A 17,196-nucleotide genomic window follows, 5' to 3' on the forward strand; every position below is an offset into this window, starting at 1 on the left:
GCCGCCGTCGGCGAAGGTCAAGGTGAACCGGTCCCATTCCGGTTTCCGGTCAGCGCCCCGCGCGCCGCGACCGTAGCGTCCACCCTGCCAGTCGCCACCCTCGTCGTGCTCCCCGCCGGGCTCGGTGACCACGATGCGGCCCGCCATCCCGAGATGGATGCCGAGATCCGGCCCCGCCTCGGTGCTGCCGTCGATGCCCGACGTCTGACACCACATCGTCTTGCCCCGGCGGAACGCCGCCGTCAGCATGCGCCCCTGCAGGGCTGCATGCAGGTCACCCGGGGCATGGGGACGGCAGACGTACGTGTCACGGTCGTCGACCTCGGCGATCTCTCGGTGCAGCGCCGAGCGCTCCACGGTGGACCGGGCGCTCTCGACCTCGGGCAGCTCAGGCACTGGCCTAGTGTGCCGACCCTCTCTGCGGCGCGGAGGCGCGGGGTCCGCTCGCCCGGGTGCTGTCGCGGGTGACTTCCCGCGGCTACGGCAGCCGGGACGCGAGGTCCGGCAATGCCGCGACCTCGATGTCCGGTGCGGTGAAGTAGCCGGGATAGGTGTGGCCGCTCCGGTTGATCCACGCCGTGCGCATTCCCGCAATTGCCGCGCCGTGGATGTCCCACGGGTGCACGGCGACGAGCACCATGTCGGCCAGATCCGTGCCACACTGCTCGGCCGCGAACTCGTAGGCACTGCCGGCCGGCTTCCACAGCCCGGCATCCTCGACGGTCAGCAGCCGCTCGAAGGCTTCCCGCAGACCCGCCCCGGCCAGCAGCTGGTCGGCTACCGCCGAGGAGCCGTTGGTCAAGGTCACCAGCCGCAGCCCCTCCCCGCGCAGCGCGGCGATGCCGTCGGGCACGTCTTCGTGCACCGACAGACTCATGAACCCGTCCATCACGTGCTGCGCTGCCTCGTCGACCGGTCGGTCGAGCGAGCGCGGGTCGAGCATCGAGGTGAGCAGAGTCCGGCCGATCTCGGCGAACGGTGCGCTGTGACCAGTGGTCGCCAAGGCCAGCCCGTCGCGCAGCACCGAGGCGAACCACAGCGGCGCCAGGTGACCGGGTGCCCCGAGGTCGCGGAAGCGATCCTGCAGCGGGCCGAGGTCGGACAGGGTCTCGTTGACGTCGAAGACGACGGTGCTCACGGCGCTCATCCCTCGACCCTGGCCCGGACCCCCTGCCGTGGCAACCCGACGGGTCGCGCCGTCGGCCTAGGGTGAGCGCCATGACGTCCCACGCACACGCCGCCGGCAACATCCGGGTCACCGGAGCACGCCTGCACAACCTGCGCGACGTGGACGTCGAGGTGCCGCGTGACCGACTGGTGGCGTTCACCGGCATCAGCGGATCCGGCAAGTCCTCGCTGGCCTTCGGCACCATCCACGGCGAGGCCCAGCGGCGCTACTTCGACTCGGTCGCGCCCTTCGCTCGCCGGCTCATCCACACCGCGCTGGACCCGCAGGTGCGTGACATCACCGGCCTGCCCCCGACCGTGGCCCTGCAGCAACAGCACGCCGGAGGGACCAGCCGCTCCACCGTGGGCACGATCACCACCACGGGTAACACCCTGCGCATGCTGTTCTCCCGCTGCGGCGACTACCCCGACGGCGTGGCACCGATGGACTCCGACCACTTCTCCGCCCACACGGCTGCGGGGGCCTGCCCACGCTGCTCCGGGCTCGGCCACGTGCACCGGCCGACCGAGCGGTCGATGGTCCCGGACCCGACCTTGAGCATCGAGCAGGGCGCGATCGCGGCCTGGCCCGGCGCGTGGCAGGGCAAGAACTACCGCGACATCGTGGCGACGCTGGGCTACGACATCACGGCGCCCTGGCGGGAGCTGCCGCAGGGGCACCGCGACTTCATCCTCTTCAGCGATACCCAGCCGGTCGTCACCGTGGTGCCCGAGCGCGCCGTCGGGAGGGTGCACCGCCCCTATGAGGGGCGCTTCGTCAGTGCCGAGCGATACCTGATGCGCACCCTGTCCGAGACCCAGAGCGCCACCCAGCGGGAGCGGGCCCTGCGGTATGTCGTGACCTCCGCCTGCACGCAGTGCCACGGCCGACGACTGCGAGCCGAGGCCCTGGCCGTGAGGTGGCAGGGCCTGGCCATCGACGAGGCCGCCCACCTCACGATCGAGGATCTGACACGTCTCGTGCGACGCCGGCTGGAGGAGCTGGAGGACCCGCAGGCGTCTACCGCGGTGGGCGTCTCGCAGGCGGCCACCGCGGCCGAACAGCTGCTGCTGGAGGAGCTCGCGTCCCGGCTGTCAGTGGTCATCGACCTGGGCATCGGTCATCTCGACCTGGCCCGCCCCAGCACCTCGGTCTCCGCCGGGGAGCTGCAGCGGCTGCGCCTGGCCAGCGCGTTGCGCTCCGGGCTGTTCGGCGTGGTCTACGTGCTCGACGAGCCCTCGGCCGGGCTGCACCCGCGCGACGTCCAGTCCCTCTTGCGCGTGCTGCGAGATCTGGTGCGAGCCGGGAACACGGTGCTGGTCGTCGAGCACGACATGGCCGTCGTGGGCGAATGCGACTGGGTGGTCGACATCGGCCCGGGCGCCGGGCAGCACGGTGGACGGGTGCTGTACTCCGGCCTGGTGAACGGACTGGACTCCGTCGGCGAGTCGGTGACCGCCCGGTACCGCGACCGGCAGGTCCACCCCTCCGACCTCCGCCAGGATCCGGAGCAGGTGCGCACGCCCACCGGAGAGCTGCGTCTCACCGGCATCTCGCGGCACACGCTGGCTGGGGTCGATGTCACCGTGCCGGTGGCCGTGCTCACGGTTGTCGAGGGGGTCTCCGGATCGGGCAAGAGCACCCTGCTCGATGTCGTGGCGCAGGCCGTGAGCGCGGGGGACGCCGCCACGCCGGATGTGGCCGGCCTGAGCGGTCACGGCGAGCGCGTGCCGAAGCGGCTGGTGCGGATCACCCAGAGACCGATCGGCCGGACACCCCGGTCCAACCTGGCCACCTACACCGGACTGTTCGACCACGTCCGCGCCCTGTTCGCCCGCACCCCCGTGGCCCGTGAGCGCGGGTACCGCGCGGGACGGTTCAGCTTCAACGTGGCCAGCGGCCGCTGCCCGACCTGTCAGGGTGAGGGGTTCGTGGCCGTCGAGCTGCTGTTCCTCCCCGGCACCTACTCGCCCTGCCCCGACTGCCTCGGGGCGCGCTACAACGAGGAGACTCTGCAGGTCACCTGGCGCGGCCACACCATCGCCGACGTCCTCGCCTGGTCCGTCGCGCAGGCGCGCCACCGGTTCAGCGAGGAGCCTCTGGTCGGTCGTGCCCTGGCTGCGCTGGACTCCCTGGGGCTCGGCTATCTCACCCTGGGCCAGCCGGCGACCGAGCTGTCGGGCGGCGAGGCGCAACGCATCAAGCTGGCCACCGAGCTCCAGGCCGAGCGACGGGACCCGACCCTGTACCTGCTCGACGAGCCCGCCTCCGGGCTGCACCCCGAGGATGTCCACCGCTTGCTTCGGCATCTGCACGCCCTGGTCGATGCGGGCCATACCGTACTCATGGCCGAGCACCATCCCGCCGCCCTGGCCAGCGCCGACTGGGTCATGGAGCTGGGTCCCGGTGCCGGCCGAGCCGGAGGGCGCGTGGTCCGTTCGGGAGCTCGCGCCTAACGCGCTGCCGTGTGGTCCGGCGCCCGCCGCACCCGGATGACGGTGGACACGACGGCGCACGCCACGACCAGGGTCACCAGGCCGAGGTAGCCGGCCACGTAGTTCTTGTCGAGCAGGGTCTCGTTGGTCGGCGAGGCGCCGAAGCGACCGAGAAACGGGATCGCCACCAGGGTCACGGTGCCGACGACGACCAGCGCCACCGTGGCCGGAGCCCTCGCGACCTGCGGCAGCACCGTGGCAGCCACCGCAGCCACGGCGAGGCTGACCGCCGCGACGAGCACGTCGTGCGCGAGCACCCCCGCTGCCAACCACACAGCGAGGTTGACCAGCTCCTCCTCGTCGGCGCTGCCGGAGATCAGCCACACCCCCCAGAGGCCGAGCAGCACGCCGGCTGTCCCGAGGGCGTATCGGGCCGCGTTCATGCCTGCACCTCCAGGCGCTGCAGCCACTTCGTCTGCAGCACCCCCGGGCGGTTGGGCGCGATGAGCCGACACGGGTAGCCGTGGTCGAGGTCGAGCTCACGTCCCGCCAGCTGCAGCGCCACCAGGGTGCGCGGGTCATCCACGAAGTTGGCCGGCAGCCGCGTCACGGTGAACGGGCCCCGTTCCTGCATCGAGCGCACGATCACGTCGGAGCCGGGTGCGGCGCCGGCGGCGTCGAGCAGGTCGCGCAGCCGCACGCCGGTCCAGTCGCCGGTGGCGCTCCAGCCCTCGACGCAGGCGATCGGGAGCCTCTCGGTGCGCTGCGGCAGTGCGACCAGGTCCTTCCGGCCGAACACGGTCTCCGCTCCCCCGGCCGCCACCGTCAGACGGTAGTCGGGGCCGACCATGGCATCCGTGATGCGGGCCGACTCCGCAGTGCGGTTGATCGGGATGCCGGCGGGCCCCTCACCGGAGCGCACGGCGAGCACGGAGACCTGGCGCAGCCACGGCACCGTGGCCCCAGCGGTGGCGAGGACGGTGACTCCGGCGGCCACCCATGTGGTCCGTAGCAGCCCGCGCCGGGACAACGAGCCCTCGCTCGTGGCGCTGGGCCGGTCGTGGTCGTCGTCGTCCACGTCGCCGAGCAGGACGTCACGGATGACGGGCAGCTTGACCGCGATGTGCACCACCAGTGCGCCGATGCCGACCCAGGCCAGCGCGTAGTGGGTGCTGCGGAACGAGAACTCCCACGGGTACCAGCGGGTGGTGTTCACCAGCCCGGTGGCCAGCAGGAAGATCGCCGAGGCGACGAGCACGGCGATCGAGGCGCGCTCGGCCGCGGTCACCGCCATCCGCCCCAGACCCCGGCGGGGGAAGCCGGCGAACAGGTTCGGGTAGACCGTCCACAGCTTCACCAGCAGCAGCGGGATGGTGGCCGTGCCGGTCACCACGTGCAGGCCCTGGGTGAGGCGGTAGCCCCAGGCCGGGCTGGTGGGGAAGGGGACGGGCTGCTGGTACTCCTGGGCGTAGTGGCTGACCAGCCCGGTCACGAAACAGATGCCGAAGCAGACGCCGAGCCACAGCCCGACCCGAGCGGCGACGTGGGCAGAGCGCAGCCGAGAGGTGAACTGCTCACTCGACGGCGCCAGCCTCACGCCCTGGCCTCGTGACCGGCGGCCCACGCCCGGGCGAACCGGGTCTGCGGAGCGGCGCGAGCGACCGCCTCAGCATCCGCCACGAGGTCGACGTCGCGCAGGCTGTGCAGCATCCGAACTCCCAACCCCCTCGAGACCAAGGCCCGTCGCGTGTGCTCGCATGTCTGGGACGTGGACATGGGCACTCCCACCAGGGCAGTAGCCGCCGCGGCCTCATGTCGTCCGAACACCCACCAGCCCCCGTCGTCCGCCGGGCCCAGCACCGTGTCGTGGTGCTCCAACGCCTGCCCCGCTTGGGTCAGCATATCCGGGGTGACCTGCGGGGTGTCCATCCCGATCTGGATCAGGGACCCGTCGCCGCAGTCCAGGTGAGCGTTGGCGAGCCGTTCGTCGAAGGCGTCGGCTCGTTGCCACAGCACCGTCCAGTCCTGCAGGGCACGCCGGATCTCCTCACCTCGGCACGCACGGCTCATGTCCCCGGTCAAGGCGACGAGGCACTCGGCGCCGGTGGCTCGCGAGGCCTCGAGGGTGTCGAGCAGGCCGGCCGCCGCGAGGTCGGCGGCCGCGAGGTCGCCCACCACGGCGGCGAGGCGGGTCTTGGCCAGGCCCGGGACCGGCGCCTTGGCCGTCACCAGCACCCTCATGTCAGCACTCGGTAGAAGTCCCGGGCAGCCCGGGCCGTGCCGATGATCGAGCCGGAGACCTTGGACTTGGTCCCCGCGGCCCGACGACCGTAGGCCACGTCGTGCTCGGTCACCCGCCATCCCGCGCGGGTCGCCCGCTGCAGCAGCTCCACCGGGTAGCCGAAGCGGCGGTCCTGAACGCCCAGCGCCAGCAGCGCGTCGCGACGACACACCCGGATGGGACCGAAGTCGTGCACGCTCATGCCGATGCGCCGGCGCAGCCAGGCCGCGATCAGAGCGTTGCCGGCCCGAGCGTGCCAAGGCCACACGCCGCGCTGGCTCGGCCGACGACGGCCCAGCGCCATGTCCGCCTCGCCGTCGCGCACCTGGCTCAGCATCGGCAGCAGGGCGTCGGGGTCGAAAGATCCATCGCCGTCCATGAAGGCCACGTAGTCACGGGTGGCGGCAAGCAGCCCGGCGTGCACCGCAGAGCCGTACCCGGGTCGGTGCTCGGTGATGACCGTGGCCCCGAGGCGCTCGGCCACCTGGGCCGTGTCGTCGCGGGAGCCGTTGTCGACCACGAGGGGGGCGAAGTCGGCCGGAATGCGCGGTAGCAGGTGCACCAGGGCCTTGGCCTCGTCACGACACGGCAGGACGAGATCGCAGGTCGCAGCCTCGGTCAGCACCCAGAGATCATATGCGGCAGCGCGGCGCGGGCGGGCGCGTCACGTGCCGTGTGCCAGGGTCCACGCAGCCCGCTGGCTTAGCGTGAAGGCATGACGCGCCCGGAGGCAGCGCCCTCGCGCTCGGTGGAACGCGCCTCTCCGGCCGTGGCCTGGGTCGGCCTGGGCGTGGGGGCCCTGCTGCTGCTGGCCTCCTTCACGGTGCCCAACCTGCTGGACTGGGAGGTCTACGCCCGGCTGCACCCCGAGGAGTTCGGCACCGCTGAGCCGCTGCACGGGTTCTGGTCGGTGAACTGGCTGAACCCGGCCTGGTTCATCGCGGTGACCGTGGGGGTGCTGGGCATCGCCTTCGGCGCCGCAGCGGCCCGCCGACTGTCGTGGCCGTGGATGGTGGTGACCGCCTACCTGACCTCGGTGGCCTTCATGCTCGCCCTGGCCTGGACCAGTGGCGCCGAGGGCGTGGCCCATGTGCTCGACTCGGAGTGGGAGTACTACGCCGAGGCTCCCTACGTCGAGAGCATCCCGCGGATGATCTCGACGTACATCGAGCGCATCCCCTACGAGCATCCGGAGAAGTGGTCCGTGCATGCCGCCGGCCATCCACCGGGGGCCTTGCTGTTCTTCGTGGTCATGTACCGGCTCGGCCTGGAAGACCCGCTCTACGCGGGCATCGCCACGTCGCTCGTGGGGGCCACCTCGCTGATCGCGGTGCTGCTCACCCTGCGTCTGCTCGGCGCCGAGCAGACGGCTCGCACGGTGGCCCCCTTCCTGGCGTTCACCCCGGCACTCATCTTCGTCTGCGTCTCCGGCGACGGGATGTTCGCCGCCTTCGCGGCCTGGGGGCTCGCGGCGTTGGCCGCGGCCGCCACCGCACGCAGCCGCGGGCGCATGGCGGGCTGGTCGGTGGTCGCCGGGCTCCTGCTGGGCTACTGCGTCATGCTCTCCTACGGGCTGCCACTGCTGGGTCTGCTGGCGGTCGCCGTCCTGATCGCGGCACGAGGGTCCTGGTGGCCCATGCCCATCGCCGCCGTCGCCGCGCTGGGCGTGGTGCTGACCTTCGTCGCGTTCGGCTACGCCTGGTGGGATGCCTACCCCGTGCTGGTCGAGCGCTACTGGTCCGGCGCGGCCAAGCACCGTCCGTTCAGCTACTGGGTCTGGGGCAACCTCGGGGCGCTGCTGGTCTCCGCCGGGCCGATGGTGGCTTCGGGGATCGCGCTGCTGCTGGCTCAGGCCCGCCACCCCCGCACGGCTCGCAGCACCGACCTGCGGGTGACCCTGCTGCTGGCCGGCGCGGCGCTGCTGATCATCGTCGTCGCCGACCTGTCCCGGATGAGCAAGTCGGAGGTGGAGCGCATCTGGCTCCCGTTCATCCCCTGGCTCAGCGTGTCGCTCACCCTGCTCCCGCCGCGATGGCTTCGGCCCGCCCTGGCCGTCCAGGTGGCGACCGCGCTCGCGGTGGAGACGCTGCTGTACACCACCTGGTAGCACCGTTGACCCCGGCGTCAGCTCCCGAGCCCTCAGCCTCACGAGCGGCGGCCCGGGGAGTCATCGAATCTCTGGCCTCCGGGCGCGGGAGGTCAGAGCCGTCAGGCCCGTAGCGGAGCGGTGGCGAACTCGGCCAGGCCCTCCTGCGGCCCGACCTGCGCAGTGAACCCCAGCTCGCTGGCGGCCTTGCGAGGCGAGGCGACGATATGGCGTACGTCGCCCAGGCGGTAGCCGCCGGTGACCCGCGGCTCCACGGCGGCGTGCCCGGCACCGCTGCCCTCGTCGGCCGCGTCACTCGCGGCGGCACCCCGGGCCACCTGCCGAGCGACGTCAGCGATGGCCACCGGCTGCCCGGAGCACACGTTGTAGGTCTCGAACCAGCCGTGGCCGGCCCCGGTGACCGCCTCCAGGGCCAACACGTTGGCCCGCGCCACGTCGCTGACGTGGACGAAGTCGCGCATCTGCGCTCCGTCCTCGTAGACCTGCGGGGGCTCGCCGCGTTCGAGCGAGGAGCGGAACATCGCGGCGACGCCACTGTAGGGCGTGTCCCGCGGCATGCCCGGCCCGTACACGTTGTGGTAGCGCAGCGCCACCGCGCGGGCCCCGGCCTGACGCACCCATGCGGAGGTGTAGTGCTCCTGGGCCAGCTTGCTGACCGCATAGGTACTGCGGGGGTCCATCCGCGCCGTCTCCGGCACCAGCTCCCAGCCCAGGGCACCGTCGCACCGCGGGCAGTGGTTGTCGAAGTCACCGGAGTCGAGCGCCTCTCGCGAACGCGGCGGAGGGCTCTGCTCTCCATGCTGGGGGCACTCGTAGCGGCCCTCCCCGTAGACCACCATCGACGACGCCAGCACGAGCCGGCGCAACCCGGCCGCGTCCATCGCGGCGAGCAGCGCGGCGGTGCCCAGGTCGTTGTGGCCCGCGTAGGCCGGCAGGTCGGCCACGGTGACCCCGGCGCCGACCACGGCGGCCTGGTGACAGACCGCGTCCACCCCATGCAGCAGATCGCCCCATGCGTCCGCGGCGGCGTCGCGCACGTCGAGCTGGTGGGTGCCTTGCGGCGGGTCGCTCTCACCGTGCGCCATGGGCAGCATCAGGTCCACCCCGATGACCTCGTGCCCCGCAGTGGCGAGCTGGCGACCGATCTCACCGCCGATGAAGCCGGCCGAGCCGGTGAGCAGGACCCTCACCGGCTGCCGTCACCCGGCCCGGGGACCTCGTAGGTCAGCTCGATGTCCTCCGCCCACGACGAGCACGAGCAGCCCCCCGGGTCGGGCAGGGCCTCGATCGTGTCGCCGAGCATCCCGGTCAGGCGCTCCAGGTTCTTCTTGAACAGGGCGAAGACCTCGGCCTGGCCGACGCCCTCTCCGGTGTCGACCCCGGCGTCCATGTCGGTGACCAGGGCGATCGCCGCGTAGCACTGACGCATCTCGCGGGCCAGCGCCGCCTCCGGTGCCCCGGTCATGTTGACCAGCGTCCACCCCTGGTCGGCGTAGTGCCGCGACTCGGCGCGCGTCGAGAAGCGCGGTCCCTCGATGACGACCATGGACCCGCCGTCGACGACGTCCGGGGCGGCCGTGGTCACCGACGTGCGGACTGCCTCGCAGTACGGGTCGGCGAAAGGCAGGTGACACGCACCGTGCTCGACGAAGGAGCCGATCCTGCGGTACGTCCGGTCGACGAGCTGGTCGGGGACCACGACATCTCCGGGGCCGACGGTCGAGCTCAGACCACCCACGGCGCACGGGGCGATGACCTGCCGGACCCCGAGACTGCGCAGGGCGTACGCGTTCGCGCGGTAGTTGATGGCGTGCGGCGGGTACTCGTGAGCGGGCCCGTGCCGGGGGATGAACGCGACCCTCCTACCCCGGACGCTGCCCACGGCGACGGGCGCCGACGGCTCCCCGTACGGAGTGCTGACCCGATGCTCGGTCGGGTCCTGAAGGAAGGAGTAGAAGCCGGTGCCGCCGATGACGGCGATGTCTGCCTGCGCGTCGGTCACGGGCCCACTGTGCCATCTAGCGCTCTGCCGGCTCGGTCGGGTAGCTCTCCAGACGGTCGTCGAGATGGTGGTAGTCCGCGGCGACGTCCGTCCACCAGGCGCTCGTGGTCGTCAGCCCGGTGGGGGTGTCGAGGGTGCCGGCCGAGATCGAGACCCAGTCGGCAACCCCGTCGGAGCGCCAGAACAGTGTCGACCCACAGGTGCCGCAGAAGCCGTAGAAGACTCCCGGCGCCGGCTCGTACCACCGCAGCGAGCCGTCTTCGCCCACCACGAGGTCAGTGGCCGCACATCCGCTGGCGGCCATGAAATGACCGGTGATGCGCCGGCAGCGCTCGCAGTGACAGTTGAAGACCGGGCGCATCGGGCCGGCACAGTGGTAGCGCACCGCGCCGCACGCGCATCCGCCGGTAGCCGTGGGCCCGCTCCGGGCACCCTCCTCCATGTGCTCATCATGCGGCAGCGCGTCAGCCCTCCTCCAGCGCGAGGGCTCGGCGGAGTTGCCGGGCCTGTCGCGCGAACCATCGCAGCCGCACAGCGCATAGCGTGCGGGGATGCGTCTCTTCGGGCTTCTCCTGGTTGTCCTCCTGCTGCTGCTGACGGCCTGCAGCTCAGGCGGTTCCGAGGGGACCACCGAGGAGGACTCGGCCGAGGTCCAGGCCGCACAGGCCGGCGAGGACCCCGGGGAGACCGTCGAGCTGCAACGGTCCTGGGAGTCCACCAGCGTGGTGGAAAGCCCGGGTGGGGCCAGCGCTGCCTCGGTCGCCGTCAGTCGCGCTTTCTTCGTCACCTCACCCGCGGTCGTGCTGGCCCCGGCCGATGACCGGGCCGCCGTGGACGAGGGGGCACAGGCGGCCGCCGAGGCCGGAGTCCCGTTGCTGCTGTTCGGAGGGGCCGCCTCGCCGAGCAGCAGCAACGACGACGATGCGGCCAGCACCTCCGCCGGCCCGGCCGACCGCGCTGCGGGCACGGTCGAGGAGGTGCGGCGGCTGGAGGCGGAAAGGGCGTTGCTCGTGGGCGAACGGACCACGCAGACCCTCGAGTCGGCTCTCGACATCGAGGTGGTCAGTCGCCCCGACGAGCTGCCCGCGCTCCAGGAGGTGGAGGGCCTGTCCGACCTGGCCGTTCTCGTGCTGGACGACGACGATGTCGAGCCCGCCACGCGCACCGCCGCGACCGCGACGGCCACCGCCGCTGGCGCCACCGTGCTGACCACGACGTACCCCGACGTCCGCGCCGACCCCGAGCTGGTCAGCGAGCTCGCCGACTCCGCACCAGACCATGTCGTGGGGATCGGCGCGCCGTTCGGACCCGCCGACCAGCTCGCCTCCCGGGTCGAGCTGGCCAAGACAGGGGTGCAGCTGCCCGGTGGTGGGCAGACGCTCTTCCCTGGCCGCCGCCTCGTCGCGCTGTACGGGACGCCCGGCACGCCCGGCCTGGGAGTGCTCGGAGAGCAGGATCTCGAGGCCACCATCGAACGGGCGCGCGACCTGGCCGCAGAGTACGAGCCGCTGACCCAGGTGCCCGTCGTCCCGACCCTTGAGATCATCGCCACCGTGGCGCAAGGCGCCCCGGGTGCGGACGGCGACTACTCCGGTGAGGTCTCGGTCGACACCCTTCGCCCGTGGGTCGAGCGGGCCGGCGAGGAGGGCGTCTACGTCGTGCTGGACCTGCAGCCCGGCCGGTCGAGCTTCCTCGACCAGGCGCGCCGCTACGAGGAGCTGCTGCGGATGCCGCACGTCGGGCTCGCGCTGGACCCTGAGTGGCGTCTGGCTCCCGATGAGGTGCCGCTGGGCCAGATCGGCCGGGTGCAGGCCGATGAGGTCAACTCGGTGATCACCTGGCTGGCCGACCTCACCGAGCAGGAGAGCCTGCCGCAGAAGCTGCTCGTGCTGCATCAGTTCCGCATCTCGATGCTGCCCGACAGCCAGGACTACGACCTCAGTCGCGACGAGGTCCGGGTGCTGGTCCACATGGACGGCCAGGGCCCGACGGGCGACAAGGAGAAGACCTGGGCGGCGGTGACGGAGGCGGCCCCGGACAGGGTGCCGTTCGGGTGGAAGAACTTCTACGACGAGGACATCCCGATGCTCTCCCCCGCAGAGACGATGGACCGGGAGCCGGTGCCCTTCATGGTGTCCTACCAGTGAAGCCGGAGCGCCACGGTCGGCTCGAGGCGACCCACCATGGTTCGACCGGCGCTAGTCGTCTGCGGTGGCCGGCTGACGGACCAACGTCTCCCGCGCCAGCAGCCACGGCCCCACCGCGAGCAGGCTGACGAGCCCGGTCAGCGCGAACGCCCAGCCGAAACCCAGGCTGTCGGCAACCAGGCCGATCAGGATCGGCCCGACGATGGCGCCGGAGTCCTGGGCCATCTGGAAGGTGGCCAGCACCGTGCCGCCACTGCGGTCGGCTCCGACGACGTCGGCCACCGAGGCCTGTTGACCCGGGTTGACCAAGCCCGCCCCCAACCCGCTCACCGCCGAGAGCACGAGCAGGACGAGCAGGTCGGTGGACAACCCGATCAGCCCGAGGCCACCGGCGGTGATGACCAGCCCCGCGATGACCAGTGGACGTCGCCCGAGACGGTCGGCGAGCCGGCCGGCGACCTGCAGCATGAGCGCGGTGCCGATCGCGGCCACGGCCAGGGCCGCACCCGCGACCCACGTCTCGTCGTGCACGGCCACCGCGAACTGGGGCAGCACGGCGACCCGGACGCCGAAGTTCGACCATCCGTTGGCGAAGCCTGACGCCAGCGCAGCGCGGTATGCCGAGCTGCCCAGCGCCTGGCGCACCTGCATGGGAGGCTCGACCGGCTTGTTCGGGTCGGGCCGCAGTGCCGCCCCCGAGAGTCGGACCCCCACGACGGCGGCTGCAGCCACGAGCGCGACCGCGTACACCACGAACGGCACCCGCAGGCCGAGCGAGGCGAGCACGCCCCCGAGCAGCGGGCCGACCATGCCGCCGATGAGGAAGGCACTGGCGTAGGCGGACGACACCCGCCCGCGGATCGTCGGCGGCGCCAGACGCACCAGGAGGGCCATCGCCGAGACCGTGAACATGGTCGAACCGATACCGCCGAGGCCCCGGAAGACCAGCAGCTGCCAGTAGCTCTGCGCGAACGCGGTGGCCAGGGACGAAGCGGCGACCACCAGTAGCCCGGAAAGGTAGATGGGACGCTCGCCCAGCCTGGTCACCAACGCACCCCCTGCCGGGGCGAAGACGAGCCGGAAGAAGGCGAAGGCCGACACCACCACGGAGGCTGCGGCGACGCCGACGTCGAAGCTGCGGGCGTAGGCCGGCAGCACGGGAGCGACCAGACCGAACCCGATGGCGATGACGAACGCCGAGGCCACGAGCACCTTGATCTCACCGGGGATGGGCACCCGGGTGCTGGCGCGACTCATCGTGACTCCTGAGCAGGGGCGGGAAGCAGGCACGACCGCCGGTCGGCGGTCGGCCGCCGTGTGCAACGCCGCAGGCCCGGCCGATATGCCGGGTGAGGCATGGTCGGTCGGGCCTGGGAGGCGGTCAGGCGTTCTTGACCGCCGAGATCTCGATCTCCAGCACGATCGCGTCCGAGACCAGCACGCCGCCGGTCTCCAGGGCGGCGTTGAACGTCATCCCGAAGTCGGAGCGCCGCACGGTGGTGGAGCCCTCGAAGCCGACTCGCTGCATGCCGAAGGGGTCCGTGGCCGAGCCGGCGTAGGCGAAGTCGACGCTGACCGGCCGGGTGACCCCCTTGATGGTCAGGTCGCCGGCGATGCGCAGGGTCTGCTCGTCGACCGGCTCGACGCGGGTCGAGACGAACTCGATGGTCGGGTAGGAGTCCACGTCGAAGAAGTCACCGGCAACCAGGTGAGCGTCGCGGTCGGAGTTGCGGGTGTCGACACTGGCCGCCTGGATGGTCACCGCGATCGCGGCGTCGGCGACGCTCGCCCCCCCGGTGACCGTGCCCTCGAACTCGTTGAAGGTGCCCCGCACCTTGGTCACCATCGCGTGCCGGGCTACGAAACCCATCTGGGAGTGCGTGGCGTCGATGGTGTAGTCCCCCGTCAGGTCGGACAGGGAGGCGGTGCTCTGCGCGGTCTGGGTCATGGTTGCTCCTGGGAAGTGGGGCCGGCTTCACCGGCCTGGTTAGTGATATGTCATCAAAAGTACGGGTAGATACATGACGTGTCAACTACGTCCCGTATAGTGGCCGTCATGAAGCGTGTCGACCGACCCTGGCTGAGCCAGAGCCAGCAGCGCGTCTGGCGGCAGTGGCTGACCGCCAACGCCGAGCTCGGCACCGCCGTGGGTCGTCAGCTGACCCAGGACAACGGGATCTCGGCGCCGGACTTTCACGTGTTGGTGCGGCTGAGCGAGGAGCCGGGTCAGCGGGTGCGCATCGTGGAGCTGGCGCGCGGGATGCAGTGGGAACGCAGCCGCCTGTCCCACCACCTCACCCGGATGGAGAAGCGGGGCCTGGTACTGCGCCGGGACTGCCCGGAGGACGGACGGGGACAGTTCGCGGAGCTCACCGACGAAGGCCGTCGCGCGGTGGAGCAGGCCGCGCCCGGTCACGCCGAGCTGGTGCGCAGCGTGCTCTTCGACCACCTCTCGGACGACGAGCTCGACGTGCTGGACCGGGTCACCGAGGCGTTGATCGAGCGTGTGCGGTGCAGCGGCTTCGGCGACGGAGCCCAGGAGCAACAGCCGTGAGCGAGGTGGAGCAGGTCCCGATCCGCGACGAGGCGATCCGGTTGGGTCAGCTCCTCAAGCTGGCCGGCGTCGTCCCGGACGGTGCGATGGCGCGCATGGTCATCGAGAACGGTGAGGTCACCGTCGACGGCGTGCAGGTCCTGCGGCGGGGGACGCAGATCCGCCCGGGGATGGTGGTGCGCTACTCGGGGGCCGGCCTGACTCCCGTGCACCGCTGACCTGAGCGGTGGGAGCCCGCCCGCGACGGGGACGAACCAGGGATATACGCTGTAAGCCAAGCCCTCCACCGTGGGTGGAGGCGCACCCCCAACCCCGAAGGAACGCCATGTCGGAACGCAACACGCTCGCCCGGACCGCCCACGACCTCGGAGCCGCCGCATGGTTCGGCGGGTCACTCATGGGCGCGGTGGGGCTGAACGGGGCCACCGCGCAGGCCACGAGCTCGCCGGAGGCCCTGCGACTGGCCTCGGTGGGTTGGGGGCGGTGGGCACCGGTGCAGACGGTCGCCATCGCTGCCCACACACTCGGTGGTATCGGGCTCATCGCCGGCAACCGGCGCCGCCTGGAGCACCAGGACGAGGCACAGGGCAACACCGCGGTCAAGACCGTGCTGACCGTGGCCGCCGTCGGCTTGACCGCGTACAGCGGCAGCCTGGGCAAGCAGGTCTACGAGAACCGCGGCGACGCCGTCCAGGGTGTCACCGAGCCCGCCAGCACGACGGACAGCGACCTCGCCGCGGCGCAGAAGCACCTGCAGTGGACCCAGTGGGCAATCCCCGTGGTGACCGGTGTCTTGGTGGTGCTCGGCGCCCAGCAGGGCGAGCAGCAGCGCCCCAGCCAGCAGGCTCGCGTCGCGGTGAAGAACCCTCTACGACGCTAGGAGCGGGTCAGCAGCGGCTCGTACTCCGGGTGCTGCTCGATGTAGGACGCGACGAACGGGCACGAGGCGATGATGGTCATCTTCTCGTCCCAGATCGCATCCAGGGCGCCCTTGACCAGCGCGGCGCCGAGACCCTCCCCCCTCGTCGAGGGGTCGACCTCGGCGTGGATGAGGTCGACCGTGCCGCCCTGGGTCTGGTAGTCCAGGTGGCCCACGAGGTTGCCGTCCCGCTCGATCTCGAAGCGGGAGGCTGCGGCGTTGTTGACGACGGTGATACGGCTCATCGGCCTCATCCTCCCAGAAGGACGTCGGCGACGCGTGTCGCCACCCGCCACGGTCACAACCAGCCCAGGACCGGCGCCAGCTCGCGATAGCCCACGAAGGCGACGATGTCGAGCAGCGTGTGGGCCACCACCAGGGGCATGACCCGCCGTGTCCGCGCGTAGACGAGCCCGAAGATGACGCCCATGGCCACGTTCCCGACGAAGCCACCGAACCCCTGGTAGAGGTGGTAGGTGCCGCGTATCGCGGCGGAGGCGGCAATGACCGCGACCAGCGGCCACCCGGCCTGAGCCCAGCGGGTGAACAAGTAGCCGACCACGACTACCTCTTCCAGCACCGCGTTCTGCACCGAGGCACAGACCAGGATGGGCACGGCCCACCAGGTGTCGGCCAGGTTCGCGGTGGACACCGTCGTGTTGACCCCGAGGGCACGCGCCGCGAGATACAGCCCCAAGCCCGGTATGCCGATCACGGCGGCCAGCGCGGCCCCGCGAGCGAGGTCAGGGCGCACCGCCGCGGCGTCGAAGCCGAGGTACCGGGCTGCCTTCGCGGCCGTGCCGAGATCACGGCCCAGCAGGTGCAGGGCCAGGAGCACGGGCACCAGGGCGATGCCGATCCCGGCCACCTGGTAGGCGAGGTCGAGCCAGGGCCGGTCGGGAGTGACCGTGGTGTTCATCGCCGTCGTCTGCGCTGACAGCGGCTGCTCGGCCGTCAGCTTGCGGAGCAGGGACAGCACCGACCACACCGCCGAAGCGCCCAGGCTGACCCCGAGCACGAGCATGGTCTCGACCACCAGCGAGCGAGAGCCCAAGGTGGTCGCGGGAGGCCCTGGCTCAGTCCCCGGTGGGGGGCTCACCCCTGGTAGCCGGCCCCGACGGAGAACAGGCCGAACAGGCTGAGCGCACCCGCGATCACGGCCGGCACGGCAGGGTGCATGTCCGGACGGAAGCCTCGGGCCGCGGCCCCGAGGGCCATCGGCAAGGCGAAGACGATCAACACGCTGGTGAGGTTCAGGATGTTCCAGGAAGCCGTCGAGAGCACGACCGCCGCGATGAGGTAGATCGCCAGTGGGGTGAACACGATGGGGCGGGTGCCGAAGTTGAGGGGCCCCTTCCCCCCCACCGTCCGCCGACGCAGGATCACCTCGCTGGCAAGATAGGCCAGGGCCATGGTGAGCAGCAGATATCCGGGCAGCAGTTGCACGGACCCTACGGTAGCGACATTCTCATCATGCCCTGGACACTCGCTCCCCGGCGAGTAACACTACGGTAGTTATCCCGTGGGTGTTGGAAGGCAGGGGCCAGCGTCACTCCACGCTCAGGCACTTCCCCACCCGTCCG

The 17,196-nt window shown here is 71.5% G+C and carries 20 protein-coding genes; 6 read left to right on the plus strand and 14 right to left on the minus strand.

Features of this window, described 5'->3' with window-relative positions:
- A partial coding sequence (locus tag VJ976_RS00365) for a DNA-formamidopyrimidine glycosylase family protein (protein WP_324097798.1) occupies positions 1 to 396 on the minus strand: 396 nt, incomplete at its 3' end.
- Between the two features lie 82 nt (positions 397 to 478).
- Positions 479 to 1,147: a haloacid dehalogenase type II gene (locus tag VJ976_RS00370; RefSeq protein WP_324097800.1), complete on the minus strand. Its 669-nt coding sequence runs from the start codon at positions 1,145 to 1,147 to the stop codon at positions 479 to 481.
- 71 nt (positions 1,148 to 1,218) lie between these two features.
- On the opposite strand from VJ976_RS00370, the gene VJ976_RS00375 reads away from it, so the two are divergent.
- Positions 1,219 to 3,624 carry an excinuclease ABC subunit UvrA gene (locus tag VJ976_RS00375; protein ID WP_324097802.1) on the plus strand — a complete coding sequence of 802 codons (2,406 nt, stop codon included), beginning with the start codon at positions 1,219 to 1,221 and terminating at the stop codon, positions 3,622 to 3,624.
- Here the strand turns inward: VJ976_RS00375 and VJ976_RS00380 are convergent.
- From VJ976_RS00380 to VJ976_RS00395, 4 genes are read right to left on the minus strand one after another with little or no spacing between them, the layout of a single operon-like run.
- Positions 3,621 to 4,046, minus strand: a complete 426-nt coding sequence (locus tag VJ976_RS00380; protein ID WP_324097804.1) for a hypothetical protein — start codon at positions 4,044 to 4,046, stop codon at positions 3,621 to 3,623. The genes VJ976_RS00375 and VJ976_RS00380 overlap by 4 nt on opposite strands.
- Positions 4,043 to 5,200, minus strand: a complete 1,158-nt coding sequence (locus VJ976_RS00385) for a molybdopterin-dependent oxidoreductase (protein WP_324097806.1) — start codon at positions 5,198 to 5,200, stop codon at positions 4,043 to 4,045. Before VJ976_RS00385 ends, VJ976_RS00380 begins: the two co-directional genes overlap by 4 nt.
- A complete protein-coding gene (locus VJ976_RS00390) occupies positions 5,197 to 5,844 on the minus strand; it encodes a TIGR04282 family arsenosugar biosynthesis glycosyltransferase (RefSeq protein ID WP_324097808.1) in 648 nt (215 codons plus the stop codon). Before VJ976_RS00390 ends, VJ976_RS00385 begins: the two co-directional genes overlap by 4 nt.
- Complete coding sequence (locus VJ976_RS00395; RefSeq protein WP_324097810.1) at positions 5,841 to 6,509, minus strand: glycosyltransferase family 2 protein; 669 nt, start codon at positions 6,507 to 6,509, stop codon at positions 5,841 to 5,843. Before VJ976_RS00395 ends, VJ976_RS00390 begins: the two co-directional genes overlap by 4 nt.
- 90 nt (positions 6,510 to 6,599) lie before the next feature.
- On the opposite strand from VJ976_RS00395, the gene VJ976_RS00400 reads away from it, so the two are divergent.
- Positions 6,600 to 7,991 carry a hypothetical protein gene (locus tag VJ976_RS00400; protein ID WP_324097812.1) on the plus strand — a complete coding sequence of 464 codons (1,392 nt, stop codon included), beginning with the start codon at positions 6,600 to 6,602 and terminating at the stop codon, positions 7,989 to 7,991.
- 101 nt (positions 7,992 to 8,092) lie between these two features.
- On the opposite strand, the gene VJ976_RS00405 is transcribed toward VJ976_RS00400, so the two are convergent.
- Genes VJ976_RS00405 through VJ976_RS00415 form a run of 3 tightly spaced genes read right to left on the minus strand, consistent with a single transcriptional unit; the run spans position 8,093 to position 10,435 of the window.
- The gene (locus VJ976_RS00405; protein WP_324097814.1) at positions 8,093 to 9,181 is read right to left on the minus strand and encodes an NAD-dependent epimerase/dehydratase family protein; all 1,089 of its coding nucleotides are present in this window, start codon (positions 9,179 to 9,181) and stop codon (positions 8,093 to 8,095) included.
- On the minus strand, positions 9,178 to 9,993 hold the full coding sequence (locus tag VJ976_RS00410; protein WP_324097816.1) for an S-methyl-5'-thioadenosine phosphorylase: 816 nt from the start codon (positions 9,991 to 9,993) through the stop codon (positions 9,178 to 9,180). The genes VJ976_RS00405 and VJ976_RS00410 overlap by 4 nt, the downstream gene beginning before the upstream one ends.
- A 16-nt stretch (positions 9,994 to 10,009) precedes the next feature.
- Complete coding sequence (locus tag VJ976_RS00415; RefSeq protein WP_324097818.1) at positions 10,010 to 10,435, minus strand: GFA family protein; 426 nt, start codon at positions 10,433 to 10,435, stop codon at positions 10,010 to 10,012.
- Positions 10,436 to 10,544: 109 nt separating this feature from the next.
- On the opposite strand from VJ976_RS00415, the gene VJ976_RS00420 reads away from it, so the two are divergent.
- Positions 10,545 to 12,140, plus strand: a complete 1,596-nt coding sequence (locus tag VJ976_RS00420; RefSeq protein ID WP_324097820.1) for a hypothetical protein — start codon at positions 10,545 to 10,547, stop codon at positions 12,138 to 12,140.
- Between the two features lie 51 nt (positions 12,141 to 12,191).
- On the opposite strand, the gene VJ976_RS00425 is transcribed toward VJ976_RS00420, so the two are convergent.
- Together VJ976_RS00425 and VJ976_RS00430 are read right to left on the minus strand one after the other, a co-directional pair.
- On the minus strand, positions 12,192 to 13,397 hold the full coding sequence (locus VJ976_RS00425; RefSeq protein WP_324097821.1) for an MFS transporter: 1,206 nt from the start codon (positions 13,395 to 13,397) through the stop codon (positions 12,192 to 12,194).
- A 124-nt stretch (positions 13,398 to 13,521) separates the two neighbouring features.
- Positions 13,522 to 14,088: a YceI family protein gene (locus VJ976_RS00430; protein ID WP_324097822.1), complete on the minus strand. Its 567-nt coding sequence runs from the start codon at positions 14,086 to 14,088 to the stop codon at positions 13,522 to 13,524.
- Positions 14,089 to 14,196: 108 nt separating this feature from the next.
- On the opposite strand from VJ976_RS00430, the gene VJ976_RS00435 reads away from it, so the two are divergent.
- The 3 genes from VJ976_RS00435 to VJ976_RS00445 all read left to right on the plus strand — a co-directional run bounded on the left by VJ976_RS00435 (position 14,197) and on the right by VJ976_RS00445 (position 15,574).
- Positions 14,197 to 14,694: a MarR family transcriptional regulator gene (locus VJ976_RS00435; protein WP_324097823.1), complete on the plus strand. Its 498-nt coding sequence runs from the start codon at positions 14,197 to 14,199 to the stop codon at positions 14,692 to 14,694.
- Positions 14,691 to 14,912: an RNA-binding S4 domain-containing protein gene (locus tag VJ976_RS00440; protein ID WP_324097825.1), complete on the plus strand. Its 222-nt coding sequence runs from the start codon at positions 14,691 to 14,693 to the stop codon at positions 14,910 to 14,912. The genes VJ976_RS00435 and VJ976_RS00440 overlap by 4 nt, the downstream gene beginning before the upstream one ends.
- A gap of 107 nt (positions 14,913 to 15,019) precedes the next feature.
- The gene (locus VJ976_RS00445) at positions 15,020 to 15,574 is read left to right on the plus strand and encodes a hypothetical protein (RefSeq protein WP_324097827.1); all 555 of its coding nucleotides are present in this window, start codon (positions 15,020 to 15,022) and stop codon (positions 15,572 to 15,574) included.
- On the opposite strand, the gene VJ976_RS00450 is transcribed toward VJ976_RS00445, so the two are convergent.
- The 3 genes from VJ976_RS00450 to VJ976_RS00460 all read right to left on the minus strand — a co-directional run bounded on the left by VJ976_RS00450 (position 15,571) and on the right by VJ976_RS00460 (position 17,059).
- The gene (locus VJ976_RS00450) at positions 15,571 to 15,858 is read right to left on the minus strand and encodes a GNAT family N-acetyltransferase (protein WP_324097829.1); all 288 of its coding nucleotides are present in this window, start codon (positions 15,856 to 15,858) and stop codon (positions 15,571 to 15,573) included. The genes VJ976_RS00445 and VJ976_RS00450 overlap by 4 nt on opposite strands.
- Before the next feature lie 53 nt (positions 15,859 to 15,911).
- The gene (locus tag VJ976_RS00455) at positions 15,912 to 16,637 is read right to left on the minus strand and encodes a CPBP family intramembrane glutamic endopeptidase (protein ID WP_324097852.1); all 726 of its coding nucleotides are present in this window, start codon (positions 16,635 to 16,637) and stop codon (positions 15,912 to 15,914) included.
- A 71-nt stretch (positions 16,638 to 16,708) separates the two neighbouring features.
- Entirely contained in the window at positions 16,709 to 17,059 is a 351-nt protein-coding gene (locus VJ976_RS00460) for a hypothetical protein (RefSeq protein ID WP_324097831.1), read from the minus strand.
- Between the last annotated feature and the right edge of the window lie 137 nt (positions 17,060 to 17,196).

This window comes from Ornithinimicrobium sp. (assembly GCF_035267225.1).
GTDB lineage: Bacteria > Actinomycetota > Actinomycetes > Actinomycetales > Dermatophilaceae > Ornithinicoccus.

Bases quoted from the DNA above. Each gene is read 5' to 3' on its own strand.
- VJ976_RS00370 (WP_324097800.1), bottom strand. From the start codon at position 1,147: ATGAGCGCCGTGAGCACCGTCGTCTTCGACGTCAACGAGACCCTGTCC.
- VJ976_RS00375 (WP_324097802.1), top strand. From the start codon at position 1,219: ATGACGTCCCACGCACACGCCGCCGGCAACATCCGGGTCACCGGAGCA.
- VJ976_RS00380 (WP_324097804.1), bottom strand. From the start codon at position 4,046: ATGAACGCGGCCCGATACGCCCTCGGGACAGCCGGCGTGCTGCTCGGC.
- VJ976_RS00390 (WP_324097808.1), bottom strand. From the start codon at position 5,844: ATGAGGGTGCTGGTGACGGCCAAGGCGCCGGTCCCGGGCCTGGCCAAG.
- VJ976_RS00400 (WP_324097812.1), top strand. From the start codon at position 6,600: ATGACGCGCCCGGAGGCAGCGCCCTCGCGCTCGGTGGAACGCGCCTCT.
- VJ976_RS00415 (WP_324097818.1), bottom strand. From the start codon at position 10,435: ATGGAGGAGGGTGCCCGGAGCGGGCCCACGGCTACCGGCGGATGCGCG.
- VJ976_RS00420 (WP_324097820.1), top strand. From the start codon at position 10,545: ATGCGTCTCTTCGGGCTTCTCCTGGTTGTCCTCCTGCTGCTGCTGACG.
- VJ976_RS00425 (WP_324097821.1), bottom strand. From the start codon at position 13,397: ATGAGTCGCGCCAGCACCCGGGTGCCCATCCCCGGTGAGATCAAGGTG.
- VJ976_RS00430 (WP_324097822.1), bottom strand. From the start codon at position 14,088: ATGACCCAGACCGCGCAGAGCACCGCCTCCCTGTCCGACCTGACGGGG.
- VJ976_RS00435 (WP_324097823.1), top strand. From the start codon at position 14,197: ATGAAGCGTGTCGACCGACCCTGGCTGAGCCAGAGCCAGCAGCGCGTC.
- VJ976_RS00445 (WP_324097827.1), top strand. From the start codon at position 15,020: ATGTCGGAACGCAACACGCTCGCCCGGACCGCCCACGACCTCGGAGCC.
- VJ976_RS00450 (WP_324097829.1), bottom strand. From the start codon at position 15,858: ATGAGCCGTATCACCGTCGTCAACAACGCCGCAGCCTCCCGCTTCGAG.
- VJ976_RS00455 (WP_324097852.1), bottom strand. From the start codon at position 16,637: ATGCTCGTGCTCGGGGTCAGCCTGGGCGCTTCGGCGGTGTGGTCGGTG.